Here is a 17,877-nt window from a genome sequence, read left to right as displayed (position 1 = left end):
CGATATTGATTTGGGGGGTAAACCGGCAGGGATGCCGGTTTAGCCGCCCCGCGCCATGGATGGCGCGTGGCGGCGCCCCCCCAAATCAATGTCGGATTACGGGCACACCGAGCGTGAGCGAGGTGCCGAGTGTTGGGGCAAGAGCCCTTTTGGTTACTTTTGGGGCTCCTTTCCAAAAGTGACCCGCCGTAAGGGCGGAACCATAGCCCGCCGTCACCACAGAAACGGATATGCCCCCCACCTGATCCCCCCACAGTGACACCAAATCCCACCCAATAAATATCAGCAACCACGACCCCAAGCTCGACAAGCACCGCATCTATACCCGATTATTCAAGTCCGCCCCGTCGGCCACTCCGTGCCACCTCGCCAAGAATCAGGAGCCTCGTACCTTGAGTTCGCAGAAAACCGTGACCGTGACACCGCCCAATTTCCCCCTCAATGGCAAGGTCGCGCCCCCCGGCTCCAAATCCATTACCAACCGCGCCCTGCTGCTGGCGGCCCTGGCCAAGGGCACCAGCCGCCTGAGCGGCGCCTTGAAAAGCGATGACACCCGCCACATGTCGGTCGCCCTGCGCCAGATGGGCGTGACCATCGACGAGCCGGATGACACCACCTTCGTCGTCACCGGCCAGGGCAAACTGCAGTTGCCGACGCAGCCGCTGTTCCTCGGCAATGCCGGCACCGCCATGCGCTTTCTGACCGCCGCCGTCGCCACCGTTGAAGGCACCGTCGTGCTGGACGGCGACGACTATATGCAAAAACGCCCGATCGGCCCGCTGCTGGCCACCCTGCGCCAGAACGGCATCGCGGTCGACAGCCCGACCGGATGCCCACCGGTCACCGTGCACGGTGCGGGCAAAGTCGCGGCCAAGCGCTTCGAGATCGACGGCGGCTTGTCCAGCCAGTACGTGTCGGCCCTGCTGATGCTGGCGGCCTGCGGCGAAGCGCCGATTGAAGTGGCGCTGACCGGCAAGGACATCGGTGCACGCGGCTACGTCGACCTGACCCTGGACTGCATGCGCGCGTTCGGCGCGCAGGTCGAGGTGGTCGACGACACCACCTGGCGTGTGGCGCCGACCGGCTACACCGCGCACGACTACCTGATCGAACCCGACGCCTCCGCCGCCACCTACCTGTGGGCCGCTGAAGTGCTGACCGGTGGGCGCATCGACATCGGCGTCGCCGCGCAGGACTTCACCCAGCCGGACGCCAAGGCCCAGGCGGTGATCGCGCAATTCCCGAACATGCAGGCCACGGTCGTTGGTTCGCAGATGCAGGACGCCATCCCGACCCTGGCGGTGCTCGCCGCATTCAACAACACCCCGGTGCGCTTCACCGAGCTGGCCAACCTGCGGGTCAAGGAATGCGACCGCGTGCAGGCGCTGCATGATGGCCTGAATGAAATCCGTGCGGGCCTGGCCACGATCGAGGGCGATGACCTGCTGGTCGCCGCCGACCCTGCGTTGGCCGGCACCGCGTGCAACGCGTTGATCGACACCCACGCCGACCACCGCATCGCCATGTGCTTTGCGCTGGCCGGGCTGAAGGTTGCGGGCATCCGCATCCAGGATCCGGACTGCGTGGCCAAGACCTATCCTGAGTACTGGAAGGCCTTGGGCAGTCTCGGGGTCCAACTGACCTACTGAGGCATCGGCGCCGGAATGGGGAGGCAATGCACATGACAATTCGCCAACCCTGCCCACCCGGCGCCTGCGTCTGCGAACGTGAACAACTGCTGGAACGTCCCGGCGCCGACCTGCGCATCCTCAGCCTGACGCGCCAGGAAGAAAAACGCCTGGTCGAACGCCTCGAAAACCTGCAGAGCCTGCAGGACCTCGAACGCATGCAGCAGCGCATGTACGAACTCCTCGGAATCCGCGTGCACATCGCCCCCGGCCACGCCGAGGTCAAGAGCATGCGCGGCATCCAGATCGTCATCGACGACCTGCCAGGCCTGTGCCGCAAGACCCGCCAATCGATCCCGGCGGCGATTCGCCGGGGCATGGAAAAACACCCCGAGATCGCCTACCGCCTGCTGGATGCCCACGACCTGTTTCGCGACGGTTGAACCGCGCTCGTACCACCGGTTGCCCCGCCACGACGGATTCCCTGGCACATGGCACTGGGCACGCTTGATTCATTCAAAGCGACCTGGAACAGGCTGGCGCTCAGGCGTTCTCTCGTACCTGACGCGGGGCAAACAACTGCCGGCCGAGCTTCTCGGCGGTGCGTAAATGGCTTTGCGCGCTGTCGCTTTCCGACTCCAGCAACAGCTCGGACGTCAGCACCTGCGCTCCACAGTAGTCAAAAATCCCGTAGTCGATCTGCGTACGCATCGCTTGGGCATAACCATGCCGTTCAAATGCGCTTTCATCAGCGGCGCCCAGCGCCAGCAGATGCACCTGCAAGTGCCGCAGCTTTTTCACCACCGGCGTGTCCGGGCCGTAGTCGATGGCCCAGCCGTTGACGAACACGCGGTCGACCCAGCCCTTGAGCAGGCCCGGCAGCGACCACCAGTAGATCGGGAATGCCAGTACCAGCGCATCGGCGCGGTCGATGCGCGCCTGCTCGACCAATACGTCGTCCGGTGGCGTGGCGCGAGTGCGGTGTACGCGGTGGTCGGCGGCGGTGTAGCGCGGGTCGAAGCCTTCGGCGGCGAGGTCGGCGATTTCCACGGTGTGGCCGCTGGCAGTCAGGCCGGCGGCCACCTGCGCCGCGACGGCGTGAGTGAGGGATTGCGGGTCGTGGTGCGCGACAACGATGAGTGCATGCATGACATTGACTCCCTTTGGGCTTAAGCTACGTTTAGTAAGTTACAGCCACTAAGTTACTTTTGGTATATAAGCATGTCAAGCAGTCAGTCCCCTGCCCCACGCCGGCGCTTGAGCCGTGAAGATCGTCTGCGCCAGTTGCTCGATGTGGCCTGGCAACTGGTCCGCGATGAAGGCACCGAAGCCCTGACGCTGGGGCGCCTGGCGGAACTCGCGGGAGTGACCAAGCCGGTGGTCTATGACCATTTCGTCACCCGCGCGGGGTTGCTCGCCGCGCTGTATGCCGACTTCGACGCGCGCCAGGACAAAGTGTTTACTCAAGCCATCGAGGCCAGCGATGCCACGCTGGAGGGTCGCGCGTGGGTGATCGCCTCGAGTTATGTCGATTGCGTGCTGTTGCAGGGCCGGGAGATTCCGGGAGTGATCGCCGCGCTGAGCAGCTCACCGGAACTGGAAACCCTCAAGCGCGAATACGAGGCGATTTTCCTCGCCAAGTGCCGCGATGCGCTGTCGCCCTTCGCGCCCGGCGGCACGGTGTCCCAGGTCGGCCTGCGGGCGGTGCTGGGCGCGGCGGAAGCCTTGTCCCAGGCGGCAGCCAGTGGCGAAGTCAGCCGTGAAGAGGCGCAGCAGGAGTTGCTCGAGACCCTGCTGGCGATGGTCAATCGCGGGCGCGGTTGACGGTTTACGCCGGAAGGTTCTGGACGAACAACCGCACCTTGCGCGTCAGTTGATCCAGATGCCGGTCGCGCTGTTTCTCGGCGTCGAGCATCGCGCGCTTGCCGTGCTTTTGCAGCAGGTACGTGTGGATCTGGCGCACTTCCAGCGAGCTGTAGATCGACGCCACGTCCAGCACGCCCATCAGGCCATCAGTGCCGTAGTCGCGGGTATTCATCAGCACCTGGGTGCCGCGCGCGCCCCGCACCTGAAAGCCCATGCGTTCAAAAGCCGGTACTTTTTCTACCGAGCACGCGAGTTCCACATGGGGATAACGGCCCAGCACATCGCGCATCATCGCGCGCGCCACACCCTGGCGCCGATGGCCGACTTGCACGGCCATGAACGCAATCCCACAGGCTTGCGGATCGTCCTTGACGGGCAGGTACAGGCAAAAGCCAAGCAGTTTTTCCGCGTCCATCGCCACGACCAACTCGACGGCAATCCCCTTTGAACCGTCCAGGGCTTCCAGGTACAGGTGCACTTCAAAACCGATGGCGTACTGGTAGATGTTGTAGAGCAGGTTACTCGGCGGCAGCGCGACGCTGCTGATGTCGGTGAGGTTGTCCACCACCATCTGCAGGACCTGCGCGTTGATGGGCTCGGGGCACGGTGTCGTGTAGCGGGTAAGGCTGTACATGCAAATTCCTGGGGTTTCGCGTCAAGGCAGCGGCGATTGTACCTGTTGCGGCAAGTGTATGGCCTGCAGGCCGCACCCAAAAGCCACGCCGATATTGACAAGGTAAAATCGTAACGACTATTGTCTGACAACCTGATCAACAAGGTTTTCCCATGCTTGAGCTTCAACGCCCCGATTCGCTGGTCGTCCGGGTTGTCAGTGCCATCCGCGCCGAAATCGACTCCGGCCAACTGCCGCCCGAGTCGCGCTTGCCCACGGAACAGCAACTGGCCGAACAACTCAACGTCAGCCGCTCCGTGGTGCGTGAAGCCATTGCCCAGCTCAAGGCCGATGGCGTGATCACTGCGCGCCGGGGCCTGGGCTCGTTTATCTCGCAGACTCCAGCCGGTACGGTGTTCCGTTTCCCGCAGCCGAATGGACGGCGCCCCGACCTCGCGCAGATGTTCGAAGTGCGCCTGTGGATCGAGACCCAGGCCGCCGCGATTGCCGCGCAACGCCGCGACGAAGCCGACCTGCAGCGCATGAAAAGCGCGCTGCAGGACATGCAGGAGCACCGCGACAACTTCGAAGCGGCCGCCCTCGCCGATGTGGAGTTCCACCGCGCCATCGCCGACGCCAGCAAGAATGACTACTTCGTGGCCTTCCATGACTTCCTGCGCAGCCAGTTGGCCAGCGCCCGCAAGACCGCTTGGGAAAACTCCGCCTCGCGTTTTGTCACCGGCTCTGCCGACGCCACCCAGGAACACCAGGCGCTGTTCCAGGCGATTGCCGACGGCGACGCCCAGCGTGCCGCCGCGAGTGCCGAGGCCCACCTGCGCGCGGCAGCACGCCGCCTGAGCCTGGAACTGCCCGCCAAACATTGACCGAATCCACCCTTTTGCAGCGTGTCCCCGACACGCCATTTTTTTAACCAAAACATTAGTCTGACAACCTGATAAGCAGACTGATGTGCAACCGCAGGTACCCCACGCAATGATTCACGACTTTTGCATCATCGGCGGCGGCATCGTCGGCCTCGCCACCGCCATGGAGCTGCTCAAGCGCCAGCCGGGCGCCTCGCTGGTGATCCTCGAAAAGGAATCGGTGCTGGCCAAGCACCAGACCGGCCACAACAGCGGCGTGATCCACGCCGGCATCTACTACGCGCCGGGCAGCCTCAAGGCCGACCTGTGCAAGCGTGGCGCCGAAGCCACCAAGCAGTTCTGCACCGAGCACGGCATCAAGTTCGAGGTGTGCGGCAAGCTGCTGGTGGCGTCCAGCCCGCTGGAAATGCAGCGAATGGAAGCGCTGCATGCCCGCGCCCAACTCAACGGCATGCAGGTCGAGCGCCTCGATGCGGACCAGTTGCGCGAGCGCGAACCGAACATCGTCGGCCTGGGCGGGCTGTTCCTGGATGCCACTGGCATCGTCGATTACCGCCAGGTGTGCGAGACCATGGCGCGGGTGATTCGCCGCAGCGGTGGCGAGATCTGCCTGGAACGCACCGTCACCGGCATCCATGAAGACACCGACACCGTCACCATCAACACCCTTGGCGAAACCTGGCAGGCGCGTCATCTGGTGGTGTGCGCTGGCTTGCAGTCGGACCGCCTGGCGACCCTGGCCGGGATCAAGATCGACCACCAGATCATCCCGTTCCGCGGCGAATATTTCCGCCTGCCGCCTGAAAAAAACGGCCTCGTCAATCACCTCATCTACCCGATTCCCGACCCGGACTTGCCGTTCCTCGGTGTGCACCTGACCCGCATGATCGACGGCAGCATCACCGTCGGCCCGAACGCCGTGCTGGGCCTGGGTCGCGAAAACTACCGCAAGTTCTCGATCAACTGGCGCGACGTGGCAGAGTACGCGCGCTTCCCCGGCTTCTGGAAAACCCTCTGGCAGAACCTCGGTTCGGGCACCACCGAGATGAAGAACTCGTTGTTCAAATCCGGCTACCTGGAGCAGTGCCGCAAGTATTGCCCGTCACTGACCCTCGACGACCTGCTGCCCTATGAAGCCGGGATCCGCGCCCAGGCGGTGATGCGCGACGGCAGCCTGGTGCACGACTTCCTGTTCGCCCAGACCTCGCGAATGCTCCATGTCTGCAACGCGCCCTCACCGGCCGCGACGTCAGCCATGCCGATCGGCGCGATGATCGCCGACCGCCTGTTCACGCCCCAGTAACACCCGGCAATACGCCTCCATTTGACAATAACTACAAAGACTCAGAAGGAAGTACAGCATGACGGCATCTGCCTCCATCCCCGGCACCGAAACGCCCGAGCAAACCCGCAAGCGCCTGCGCAAAGTCGCCGCCGCGACCATCTTTGGCTCAATGCTGGAGTGGTACGACTTTTACCTGTACGCGACCATGGCGGCGATTGTGTTCTCGAAAATCTTCTTCGATAACAGCGACCCGAAGACCGCCACGCTGATGGCCTTTTCAACCTTTGCCATCGGCTTTATCGCACGCCCGTTCGGCGGCATCCTGTTTGGCTACCTGGGCGACAAGTTCGGCCGCAAGCAAGTGCTGGTACTGACCTTCTGCCTGATGGGCGTGTGCACCACGCTGATCGGCCTGATCCCCAGCTACGCCTCCATCGGCATCTGGGCGCCGATCGTGCTGGTGTTCATCCGCATCATCCAGGGCCTGGGTGCGGGGGCCGAACTGTCCGGCGCGGCGGTCACCTCCTATGAGCACGCGGCGCAGGGCAAGCGCGGCAGCCAGGGCGCATGGCCGGCGCTGGGCCTGAACCTGGGCCTGTTGCTGTCGTCGCTCACCGTGTACCTGCTGACCATCAACGGCAACGAGTTCCTGCTGGCCGGCGGCTGGCGTATTCCCTTCGTCTGCAGCATCGTGCTGGTGGGCGTCGGCCTGTGGGTACGCAAGAGCATTCCGGAAACCCCGCAGTTCAAGGAACTGAGCAAAGAAGCCGCCAAGGCCAAGGCCTCGCCGCTCAAGGCCCTGTTCAAGAACGACCTCAAAGGCCTGGCCGTAGTGTTCTTCGTGGCCATCGGCTACAACGCCCTGAGCTACATCTTCAAGACCTTCTCCCTGGCGTACCTGACCCAATTCAAAGGCGTGGATGTGCACGTCACGTCGCTGTCGGTAACCATCGCCAGCCTGATCGCCATCGTCGCCGTGCCCTGCTTCGGCTGGCTGTGCGACAAGTGGAGCAGCAAGCACGTGCTGATCCTCGGCGGGCTGTGCTCGCTGCTGTTCGCCTACCCGTTCCTGGCCCTGCTCAACAGCGGCGAAAGCCTGATGATCTACATCGCGATCGGCGTCGGCACCGGCGTCCTCGCACCGATGATGTTTGCCCCGCAGGGCTCGTTCCTGAGCCGGCAGTTCCCGACCCAGACGCGCTCTTCCGGCTTCGGTACCGGCCGTGAAATCGGCACCGCCATCGCCGGTGGCCTGGCGCCACTGGGTGCGCTGTCGATGGTGGCGGCATCGGCCACCCACTCCACTGATGGCGTGGTGATAATCCTCGCCATTTCGGCGCTGCTGGTGGTGGTGTTTGCGTTGTGTGACCAGGGCCGCAAGCACTCGGCATTCAAGAACTGAGGAAAAAAGTTCGGACCAACGGGTGCATGGACGCACCTACATCGCGCATCATGGGCACTTTCAAGCTCAAGGGTAACGTCCATGCGCGTTCTGTCATTGATGATGGGTCTTACGACGCTGGCCGCCAGTACGGTGTTCTGCGCCAGCGCGATGGCGAATGAAGAAATCCAGCTGGTGCAACAGATCAACGACTACCGCAGCCAGGTACAGCGCTGCGGTGACCAGGGTTCCCAGGAACTGCCACCTTTGGCCAGCGACACCCGCCTGGTGCTGCCGGCCACCAATGTCGGCGACTTGCAACAGGCCCTGGCCCGGGCGGCATATCCGATGGTGAATGTGCAGGCCATCAGCCTGTCCGGCCCCAAGGATGCCCAGGCTGCCATGAAGGCGGTGCGCGAGAGTTTCTGCCGCGTGGTGCTCGATCCGCAATTTGTCGATATCGGTGTGAGCAACAGCGGCCAGGACTGGCGCATCGTGCTCGCCCGTCCACTGCTGTCCAGCGGCCTCGGCGACTGGCAGACCGAAGGCAAGCAACTGCTCACCCTGATCAACACCGCGCGCGCGCAACCGCGCCAGTGCGGCACCCAGGCATTCAGCGCGACCACCCCGCTGTCCTGGAATGACGACCTGGCCGGCGCCGCCAACAGCCACACGCGCAACATGGCCAACGGCAATTTCTTCGACCACCTCGACCACGACGGCCGCACCCCCGGTGACCGCGCCGAACTGGCCGGCTACCCGGCAAAAAACATCGGCGAAAACATCGCCGCCGGCCTGGACACGCCGCGCAAGGTCGTCGACGGCTGGCTCGCCAGCCCCGGGCATTGCGCCAACCTGATGAACCCGCAGTTTCGCGAATTGGGCGCGGCCTATGCCATGGACCCGAAAAGTGACGCAGGGATCTACTGGACCGGTTTGTTCGGCACATCGCAGTAAAAAACAGCGCCCGGATCGCGGAATATTTATCTATTCAAATGGATGCAGCATCAAATTGCCATCTCGTGGATAATTCCGCTGAACTGGCAACGGTCATTCCGGTCTGTTGCTTGTTAGCCTGACCTCTTCAGGCGCTCGACCGATTGTGGCAAACAAGGTGTTCTCCCAATGATGAATTGGCTGCAAAGCAGCAGCGACATGGCTGAGCGGGTACGCCAGCATGATTGGGCAAGTACGCCCCTGGGTCCGCTGGAACAATGGCCGGATGTGCTCAAGACCACGGTAGCGTTGTGCTTTGCCTCGAGCTTTCCCCAGGCCATCGTCTGGGGCCCCCACCTGATCACGCTCTACAACGATGCGTTTGTGCCCATCCTTGGCGACAAGCCCTACTCGCTGGGGCGACCATTCAGCGAAACCTGGCACGAAGTGTGGGACCAGGTCGGGCCCATCGCGGGCGCGGCTTTCGAAGGGCATGCCACCTACATCGAGAACTTCCCGCTGCTGATCGAGCGTGGCGCGGGCCCCGAGCAGGCCTACTTCACCTTTTGCTACAGCCCCATCCGCGATCCGCAGGGCAAGGTCGTCGGCTTGCTGGACACGGTGACCGAAACCACCGCCACGGTATTTCTAGCGCGGCGCCTGGCGGTGCTGGATGCGATCGGCAACGCCGTGACCAATGCCACCGATGCCGAAACCATCATGTCCACCACCACGCGCCTGCTGGCCGAGCACCTGCAGGTGTCCAACTGCGCCTATGCGGACATGGACGCCGATGAAGACGGCTTCACCATTCGCGGCAATTGGGCGGCGCCCGGCTCGCCGAGCATCGTCGGACGCTACAGCCTGGCCTCGTTCGGTGAGTTGGCCGTACAACGCCTGCACGCCGGCGAGCCGGTGGTGGTGCAGGACAATCGCATCGAATTCGAGCCGCACATCGCCGCCAGCTACCAGGCCTTGGGCGCGTTGGCGACCGTGTGTTTCCCGCTGATCAAGCATGGCCGGCTCACCGCGCTGATGGCCGTGCATCACAAAGCGGCGCGCGTGTGGTCGCCCTATGACCTGGCGCTGGTGGGCGAAGTCACCGAACGCTCCTGGGCACATATCGAGCGCGTGCGCGCCGACGTCGCCGTGCGTGAGGGCCTGGCGGCATTCACCGAGCTGAATGCGACCCTGGAACAGCGGGTGGCGGAACGCACCACCGCCCTCTCCCAGGCCGAAGCCGCGCTGCGCCAGTCCCAGAAGCTGGAAGCCATCGGCCAGTTGACCGGCGGCGTCGCCCATGACTTCAACAACCTGCTGACGATCATTCGCTCGTCGGTGGATTTCCTGCGCCAGCCCGGTCTCTCCGAGGAGCGGCGCCAGCGTTACATGGGCGCGGTGTCGGACACCGTCGAGCGGGCCAGCAAACTCACCAGCCAGTTGCTCGCCTTCGCCCGGCGCCAGCCATTGAACCCGGAAGTGTTCGATGTGAGCCTGCGGGTCAGGAATATCGGCGAGATGCTGGAAAGCCTCACCGGGGCGCGGATCCAGGTGCGCGTCGAGTTGCCCGACAGCCCGTGCCATGTGCGCGTCGACTCCAGCCAGTTCGAAACCGCGCTGATCAATATGGCCCTCAACGCCCGTGACGCCATGAACGGCCAAGGCACGCTGACCCTGCGCGTGGCCACCGTGGCGGCCCTGCCGCGTATCCGTGGCGACGCCGAGTCGCGCCAGCCCTTCGTCACGGTGTCCCTGGCCGACACCGGCAGCGGCATGGCCAGCGACAACCTGGAGCGCATCTTCGAGCCGTTCTTTACCACCAAGGCCGTCGGCAAAGGCACCGGGCTGGGTTTGTCCCAGGTGTTCGGTTTCGCCAAGCAGTCCGGCGGCAACGTCGACGTGGCCAGCACGCCGGGCCAGGGCACGGTATTTACCCTGTACCTGCCGGCCGTTGAGTCCCAGGCAGTCCAGTTGGCGCACCTGCAGCAAGCCGCGTGCCCGGACCATGACCCGTCGCACCGCCATATCCTCATCGTGGAAGACAACCTCGACGTGGGCCGCTTCGCCAACCAGATCCTCCAGGACCTGGGTTACCAGACCACCTGGGCCACCGATGCCGAACAGGCACTGGCGATGGCCGGCCCGGACGCCATGGCCTTCGACGGGGTGTTCTCGGACGTGGTCATGCCGGGGATCACCGGCGTGATGATGGCCAGAGTGCTGCGCGAGCGCCGGCCGGACCTGCCGATAGTCCTCACGTCGGGCTACAGCGAGGAGCTGGCTGACAGCGGCTATGAGGGTTTCGAGTTCCTCGCCAAGCCCTACTCCGCCGACCAGGTCGCACGGGTGCTGGCCAAGGCCATGCTCAAGGACTGAGCCTATTCCGCCACGGCCACTTGATTGCGACCCAACGCCTTGGCGCGATACAGCGCCTTGTCGGCGGTGTTCATCAGGCCGTGCAAATCCTGATCAAGGGAATGGGTGGAGGCCACGCCGAGGCTGGCGGTCAAGCCATGCACCGGCTCGGAGACCAGGCCGGAAATCGCCTTGACCAACTGCTCGGCAATGTCTCGCGCCGCTTCCAGCGAGGTATTGGGCAGCAGCACCGCGAACTCCTCGCCCCCCAGGCGGCCGTACACATCGGCCTGGCGGAACGAGGCACTGATCACCCCGCCAATCTGGCGCAGCACTTGGTCACCGGCCTGGTGACCGTAGGTATCGTTGATCTGCTTGAAGTGGTCCATGTCCAGCATCAGCGCGCACAACGGCTGCTGGTTGTGGCGGCATTGCGCGTACAACACCTGGGCATGTTCGAAAAACGCGCGACGGTTCATCAGCCCGGTGAGTTCGTCGGTCTGTGCGGCGCGTGTAGAGATGTTGTGGGCCCGTTCCATTTGCCGGGTCAGGCGAAAGGCTTTTTCCAGCGCATCCGACAGCTTGCGCGTGGCGCTGACCACAAAGGTGGAGAACACCAGCACCGCGACAGCCACCCCGACTTGCATCGACGACGGCTGGAACAACAGCCACAGCGTGCACGGCAGCAGCACCAGGGCCAAGGACGCCAGGGTCATGTAGCGATACGCGGAATAACACGAGACGGCACTCACCGACATGCCCACCGTAAACAGCATGACCAGCACCTGCGACACGCGGTCGTCGGTCGGCATCACGGCCAGTGCGCCGGCGCCCCAAACGCCGGCAGACAGCATCAGCGTGATCCAGTAGCGACGTTCCCAGCGCTGCGGGGTGCGCTCGTCGTTGGGACAGCGGAACCACTCCATGAACATCTTGACCCGCAGCAATGACGTGGCTGCCAGCACCAATAGCCAGACCAGCATGACCGTGTGGTCAAAACGCTCCCAACACAGCCAGCAGAGCATCACCGCAGCGAGGTAACTGCCGAAAATCGCGGCAAAGGACTGCCGAAACAACTGATGCAAACGGTCAGTCCGCACCTGTTCCTCTATAAAGCAATCCTGGTCCTGCCTACGCCCAAGGCCGTTCATGAAATTCGCCTGATTCAACTGCCACGACAAGGGTGCCATTGTGGCACCCTGCCAGTAGCGGACAACAGAATCCAGCCGTGTAGAGCGCTTTAAAGCGCTTGCGGCCGCAGAATCAGCACCCCCAACGGCGGCAGATTCAAGGACAGCGAGACCGCCTGCCCATGACGCGGCTCATCACGCGTGGAAACGGTGCCACCGTTACCGTAATTGGAGCCCGCATACAGGTCGGCGTCGCTGTTGAGCACTTCGCTCCAGCTCCCGGCAAACGGCACCCCGACGGCATACGCCTCACGCGGCACCGGGGTGAAGTTGGCAACCACCAGCACCGGCTTGCCATCCTTGCTCCAGCGCAGCCAGGCATACACGCTGTTGATCGCATCGTCGCCGATCAGCCATTGGAAGCCCTGGGGCGCGTCGTCCTGTTCGTGCAGGGCCGGTTCCTCGCGGTAGAGGCGGTTCAAGTCGCCCACCAGTTTCTGCACGCCGCGGTGTTCCGGGTATTGCAGCAGGTACCAATCCAGCTGCTGGTCGTGGTTCCACTCGCGCCACTGGCCGAATTCGCAGCCCATGAACAGCAGCTTCTTGCCAGGGTGCATCCACATGAACGCCAGGTAAGCCCGCAGGTTGGCAAATTTCTGCCAGCGGTCGCCGGGCATCTTGTCGATCAACGAGTGCTTGCCGTGCACCACTTCATCGTGGGAAATCGGCAGGATGAAACGCTCGGACCAGGCATACACCAGGCCGAAGCTCAGTTCATTGTGGTGATGGGCGCGGTACACCGGGTCCTGCTGGATGTAGTGCAGCGAATCGTGCATCCAGCCCATGTTCCACTTGTAGTTGAAACCCAGGCCGCCCTGTTGGGTGGGCTGGCTGACGCCGGGCCAGGCGGTGGATTCTTCGGCGATCACCAGCGCGCCAGGCGCCTCCAGGGCGACCACGTCGTTGAGGTGGCGCAGGAAGTCGATGGCTTCGAGGTTCTCGCGACCGCCATGGCGATTGGGCACCCATTCGCCGGCCTTGCGCGAATAATCGCGGTACAGCATCGACGCCACGGCATCCACGCGCAGCCCATCGATGTGGAAGTGCTTGAGCCAGTGCAGCGCCGAAGCCAGCATGAAGCCGTGAACTTCGGTGCGGCCCAGGTTGTAGATCAGCGTGTCCCAATCCTGGTGAAAGCCTTCGAGCGGATTGGCGTATTCATACAGCGCGGTGCCATCGAACTGCGCCAGACCGTGGGTATCGGTAGGAAAATGCGCCGGCACCCAGTCGAGAATCACACCAATATCCGCCTGATGCAGTGCATTGACGAAGTAGGCAAAGTCTTCCGGCGAGCCAAAGCGTGCCGTCGGGGCGAATTGCGACAGCGCCTGATACCCCCAGGAGCCGCCGAACGGGTGCTCCATGATCGGCATCAGTTCAACGTGGGTGAAGCCCAGTTGCTGCACATAGGGCACCAGCCGTTCGGCCAGCTCGCGCCAGTTGTATTGGCGCGAGACCTCGCCCGCCTCGTCCAGCTCGCACTGCCAGGAACCCACGTGCAGCTCGTAGATCGACAGCGGCGCGGTGGTCTTCTGGCGCTCGACGCGCGACTGCATCCACGCATGATCCTGCCAGTCCACCTGCAATGGCGCCGCGACCTTGGAGGCGGTGTCCGGCGGCAGTTGGGTCGCCAGCGCCATCGGGTCGGCCTTGAGCGGCAGGATCCCGTTGGCAGCGAGAATTTCGTATTTGTAGGCTGCGCCCGGTTGCAGGCGTGGGATAAAGATCTCCCATACACCGGACGGATGACGCAGGCGCATCGGGTGCCGACGCCCGTCCCAGATGTTGAAGTCGCCGACCACCGACACACGCCGGGCATTCGGCGCCCACACGGCAAATCGCACGCCCTCCACGCCGTCGACGCTGGTCACCTGGGCGCCCAGGCAGCTGCCGAGGTCGCGGTGATTGCCTTCGGCAAACAGGTACAGGTCCATTTCACCCAGCAGCAGTTGCTGGAAGCTGTACGGGTCTTCGGTGATCTGCTCACCGCCCGCCCACTGGATTTTCAGCAGGTAGGCCTGGCGAGTCGCGAAGTGCCCGACAAACAAACCCGGCACCTGGCTCGCATCGAGGCTGCCGATCTGCTCGCCGCTGTCGCGTGCCAGCACCTGCACACTGAGGGCTTCCGGCAGGAAGGCGCGGATAAACTGGCCGCCCTGCTCGTCATCGTGCGGCCCCAGGATCGAGAACGGATCATGGTGCTCGGCGCGCACCAGCGCTTCGACGTCGTTGGACGCCGGCAATGCAGTCAATTTCGGCTGCAGCGGTTCTTTATGTGTAAAGCTCATGACGTCTCCCCACCGCGTACAGTTTTCGATATAGGTACAAGCCCACTCAGCAAGCCGTGCAACCCTTGCAGGGGCACTGGCAGCCAGGTCGGGCGATTTTCCGCTTCGTAAGCCACTTCATACGCGGCCTTCTCGAGGCTGAACAACGTCAGCGCAGCGTCCTGGCCTTTGGCATCCTGCCAGTCATGCGCCAGTGTAGACGTAGCTGCCTGATAAGCCTGGATAAATGCCTGGCGCGCTTCTTTCAGGTAACGGTCGGTCACGCGCTTGCGGGCAACGTCCGCCTCCGTCGAGTGATCCACGCCCTGCACATTCAGCGCCATCGCCGCCGCGTAATCAAAGGAACGCAACACCCCGCTCACATCCTTGTACGGGCTGTGCTTGCCCCGGCGCTCATGCAGCGGTCGCGCGGGCTCGCCTTCAAAGTCGATCAGGTAGGCATCGCCCTTCACCACCAGCACCTGGCCCAGGTGCAAATCACCGTGGACACGAATGCGCAGGCCGCCCAGCGTGGCTTTCGCCAAGGCCTGCACATGGCTGGCGATGGCTTTTTTCTGCGCCAGCAATTCACTGACCAGCGCCTGATCGCCAGGGTTCAATTGGCTTTGGTGCAGCTTGAGCAATTGCAGGGCGCGGTCGATCTGTGCACCGACATCCTTGGCCCAGGCCTGGGTATCCTTGACCGTGGTGACCTCGGGCTTGAAGTCTTTGTTGGTGGTCTTCGCGCCCAGTACCCCATGCATTTCGCCCAGGCGCTGCCCGAGCAATCCGGCAAAGTCGGCCAGTTCGCCCAGGGCGTTGTAGTGCTGTTCCTGCTCGGAGATGGCTTCGGCGAGTTCGTCGCGGATCGCGCGTTCGAGGTTGTTCTGGGTCCAGCTCCAGGCATCGCCCTGGTTGCTCAGGTAGCCTTGGGCAATCATCAACAGGTTGTCGTCGCCCGCCGCATCGCGGCGCACCATCGAGCCCAGCAATGGCGAGATGTTCGGGTAGTCGGCGGCGGTCAGGTAGGCGCTCATTTCCAGCTCCGGGTGCACCCCGGCGCTGACTTTGCGGATCAGTTTGAGCACCAGGCTTTCGCCCACCACCACTGAACTGTTGGACTGCTCGGCCGACAGGTAGCGCACCACCGACTCGTCATTGAGCTGCAACTTGGCCAGGTGCGGCGTGGCTTCAAAACGGAGGTCGCCATCGCTGGTGTTCAGCACGGTGCCGGCTTGCAGGCCCTGGATGACCGCGCGAATGAAGTGCTCAAGGCTGAAGGCGTCCGTCACCAACCCGACCTGGCGCACACGGCGCACGCGGGCCAGCGCCAGTTGCTGCGGCAAGGCGCTGGTGAACTGGTCTTCGCCGAGAAAGCCGAATGGCAGCTGATAACGGTTGACCTGGCCACCGGCGGTCACCTCAAGCTCACTGAGCAACACCGGGTGCTGCGGGTCGCCAAAGCGTGCGCCATAGACGATGCGCACACTGTCGATGGCCGTGTCCTTGCCGGCAAACCAGCGCCGCTTGGGCAGCCAGGCCGGCAGCGAGGTCTGCTCCAGGGTCGCGCGGCACGGTTCTTCGAGCAGCTCTTCCATGCGTTTTTTCAGCACCAGCGTGGTGAAGTCCGGCATGCTTTGCGCCGGTTCCACATGCCAGCTCGGCATCTGGTTTTCCGCCGCCAGCACGAACCAATAGAAGCCGTAGGGCGCCAGGGTCAGCAGGAAATTCAGCTGGCCAATCGGCGGGAACGCATTACCGCCCAGCATCTCCACCGGTACCATGCCGGCGAAGGCCGACAGGTCCAGCTCGGCCGCCTGGGCACTGCGCGACACGTTGGCCACGCACAGGATGATTTCGGTGCGCCCATCGTCGCCGGTGAATTCGCGGGTGTAGGCGAGGATGCGGCGGTTGCTTGGCGAGAGCATTTTCAGACTGCCACGGCCGAACGCCTTGGACTGCTTGCGCACCGCAAGCATGCGGCGGGTCCAGTTGAGCAGCGAGTGTGGGTCCTGGGCCTGGGTTTCGACGTTGACCGACTGGTAGCCGTATTGCGGGTCCATGATCGGCGGCAACACCAGGCTCGCCGGGTTGGCGCGGGAAAAACCGCCGTTGCGGTCGATGGACCACTGCATCGGCGTGCGCACCCCGTCACGGTCGCCCAGGTAGATGTTGTCGCCCATGCCGATTTCATCGCCGTAATACAGGGTCGGTGTGCCTGGCATCGACAGCAACAAGCTGTTGAGCAATTCGACACGTCGACGGTCACGCTCCACCAACGGCGCCAGGCGCCGGCGGATGCCCAGGTTGATCCGCGCGCGGCGGTCAGCGGCGTAGTAGTTCCACAGGTAATCGCGTTCTTTGTCGGTGACCATTTCCAGGGTCAGCTCATCGTGGTTGCGCAGGAAAATCGCCCATTGGCAGTTGGCGGGGATCTCCGGAGTCTGGCGCAGGATGTCGGTGATCGGGAAGCGATCTTCCTGGGCCAGCGCCATGTACATGCGCGGCATCAGCGGGAAGTGGAAGGCCATGTGGCACTCGTCACCGTCATCACCCTTGCGGTCACCGAAGTACAGCTGGGTGTCTTCAGGCCACTGGTTGGCCTCGGCGAGCAGCATGCGGTCGGGGTAATGCGCGTCGATCTCGGCGCGGATCTGCTTGAGCAAGCCGTGGGTTTCAGGAAGGTTTTCGTTGTTGGTGCCATCGCGTTCGATCAGGTAGGGAATCGCGTCCAGGCGCAGGCCGTCGATGCCCATGTCCAGCCAGTAGCGCATCACCGACAGCACGGCTTTCATCACCTGCGGGTTGTCGAAATTGAGGTCCGGCTGGTGGGAATAGAAGCGGTGCCAGAAGTACTGGCCGGCGACCGGGTCCCAGGTCCAGTTGGATTTTTCGGTGTCGAGGAAAATGATGCGTGTGCCGTCGTACTTCTGGTCATCATCCGACCACACGTAGAAGTCCCGCGCCGCCGAACCGGGCTTGGCCTTGCGGGCGCGTTGGAACCACGGGTGCTGGTCCGAGGTGTGGTTGATCACTAGCTCGGTGATGACCCGCAATCCGCGCTTGTGGGCCTCGGCGATAAAGCGCTTGGCGTCGGCCATGGTCCCGTAGTCGCTGTGCACGCCCCGGTACTCGGCAATGTCATAGCCATCGTCGCGGCGCGGCGAGGGGTAGAACGGCAGCAGCCAGATAGTGTTCACGCCCAGGTCGGCGATGTAGTCGAGCTTGGCGATCAGCCCGGGAAAGTCACCAATGCCGTCGTTGTTGGAGTCGAAATAGGATTTGACGTGAACCTGATAGATCACCGCGTCCTTGTACCAGAGCGGGTCTTTGATAAAGGTGGCAGCCTTGGGTTTCTTCGCCATTGGAAACTCCTGAAATGCGTGAACATCCACTTGAAACACCGCGAACCCGTGTCGGAGCCGGCTTGCCGGCGGTCGCGGTGTTTCAGCGAAAAAAAGGTGTCAGGCCC

The 17,877-nt window shown here is 63.4% G+C and carries 13 protein-coding genes and 1 pseudogene; 9 read left to right on the top strand and 5 right to left on the bottom strand.

The features are described 5' to 3' along the window. The first annotated feature begins 392 nt into the window (after window positions 1–392). Entirely contained in the window at window positions 393–1,649 is a 1,257-nt protein-coding gene (locus AC07SI_RS17365; RefSeq protein WP_065906673.1) for a 3-phosphoshikimate 1-carboxyvinyltransferase, read from the top strand. A gap of 32 nt (window positions 1,650–1,681) precedes the next feature. Further along, the gene (locus AC07SI_RS17360; protein WP_065906750.1) at window positions 1,682–2,071 is read left to right on the top strand and encodes a hypothetical protein; all 390 of its coding nucleotides are present in this window, start codon (window positions 1,682–1,684) and stop codon (window positions 2,069–2,071) included. Between the two features lie 100 nt (window positions 2,072–2,171). Here the strand turns inward: AC07SI_RS17360 and AC07SI_RS17355 are convergent, their stop codons facing one another. Beyond that, window positions 2,172–2,777: an NAD(P)H-dependent oxidoreductase gene (locus tag AC07SI_RS17355; RefSeq protein WP_495006162.1), complete on the bottom strand. Its 606-nt coding sequence runs from the start codon at window positions 2,775–2,777 to the stop codon at window positions 2,172–2,174. 72 nt (window positions 2,778–2,849) lie between these two features. Here AC07SI_RS17355 and AC07SI_RS17350 point away from each other — a divergent pair, with 72 nt between their 5' ends. Further along, entirely contained in the window at window positions 2,850–3,452 is a 603-nt protein-coding gene (locus AC07SI_RS17350) for a TetR/AcrR family transcriptional regulator (RefSeq protein WP_201144205.1), read from the top strand. A 4-nt stretch (window positions 3,453–3,456) separates the two neighbouring features. Here AC07SI_RS17350 and AC07SI_RS17345 read toward each other — a convergent pair whose 3' ends face one another. After that, window positions 3,457–4,128, bottom strand: a complete 672-nt coding sequence (locus tag AC07SI_RS17345) for a GNAT family N-acetyltransferase (protein WP_495006161.1) — start codon at window positions 4,126–4,128, stop codon at window positions 3,457–3,459. A gap of 152 nt (window positions 4,129–4,280) precedes the next feature. On the opposite strand from AC07SI_RS17345, the gene AC07SI_RS17340 reads away from it, so the two are divergent. From AC07SI_RS17340 to AC07SI_RS17315, 6 genes and pseudogenes are all read left to right on the top strand, one after another. Beyond that, window positions 4,281–4,991, top strand: a complete 711-nt coding sequence (locus AC07SI_RS17340) for a FadR/GntR family transcriptional regulator (protein ID WP_065906667.1) — start codon at window positions 4,281–4,283, stop codon at window positions 4,989–4,991. Between the two features lie 109 nt (window positions 4,992–5,100). Beyond that, a complete protein-coding gene (lhgO, locus tag AC07SI_RS17335) occupies window positions 5,101–6,294 on the top strand; it encodes an L-2-hydroxyglutarate oxidase (protein WP_065906664.1) in 1,194 nt (397 codons plus the stop codon). 58 nt (window positions 6,295–6,352) lie between these two features. Continuing rightward, the gene (locus tag AC07SI_RS17330) at window positions 6,353–7,678 is read left to right on the top strand and encodes an MFS transporter (protein ID WP_106804115.1); all 1,326 of its coding nucleotides are present in this window, start codon (window positions 6,353–6,355) and stop codon (window positions 7,676–7,678) included. A gap of 81 nt (window positions 7,679–7,759) precedes the next feature. Next, entirely contained in the window at window positions 7,760–8,614 is an 855-nt protein-coding gene (locus AC07SI_RS17325) for a CAP domain-containing protein (RefSeq protein ID WP_065906660.1), read from the top strand. A gap of 168 nt (window positions 8,615–8,782) precedes the next feature. Continuing rightward, window positions 8,783–10,559, top strand: a pseudogene (locus AC07SI_RS17320) (ATP-binding protein); the annotation flags it as partial. 68 nt (window positions 10,560–10,627) lie between these two features. After that, window positions 10,628–10,969, top strand: a complete 342-nt coding sequence (locus AC07SI_RS17315; RefSeq protein WP_495006191.1) for a response regulator — start codon at window positions 10,628–10,630, stop codon at window positions 10,967–10,969. Window positions 10,970–10,971: 2 nt separating this feature from the next. Here the strand turns inward: AC07SI_RS17315 and AC07SI_RS17310 are convergent, their stop codons facing one another. Genes AC07SI_RS17310 through treS form a run of 3 tightly spaced genes read right to left on the bottom strand, consistent with a single transcriptional unit; the run spans window position 10,972 to window position 17,770 of the window. Further along, window positions 10,972–12,138 (bottom strand): GGDEF domain-containing protein, encoded by a 1,167-nt coding sequence (locus AC07SI_RS17310; RefSeq protein ID WP_495006160.1) that lies wholly within the window; start codon window positions 12,136–12,138, stop codon window positions 10,972–10,974. A gap of 50 nt (window positions 12,139–12,188) precedes the next feature. After that, complete coding sequence (gene glgB / locus AC07SI_RS17305; RefSeq protein ID WP_213552878.1) at window positions 12,189–14,426, bottom strand: 1,4-alpha-glucan branching protein GlgB; 2,238 nt, start codon at window positions 14,424–14,426, stop codon at window positions 12,189–12,191. Then, entirely contained in the window at window positions 14,423–17,770 is a 3,348-nt protein-coding gene (gene treS / locus AC07SI_RS17300; RefSeq protein WP_495006159.1) for a maltose alpha-D-glucosyltransferase, read from the bottom strand. Before treS ends, glgB begins: the two co-directional genes overlap by 4 nt. Between the last annotated feature and the right edge of the window lie 107 nt (window positions 17,771–17,877).

It is taken from the genome of Pseudomonas sp. GW821-FHT05D12, assembly GCF_059419825.1.
Note: the sequence above shows the minus strand (reverse complement) of the source record. Positions and strands in the feature narration are given on the sequence as shown.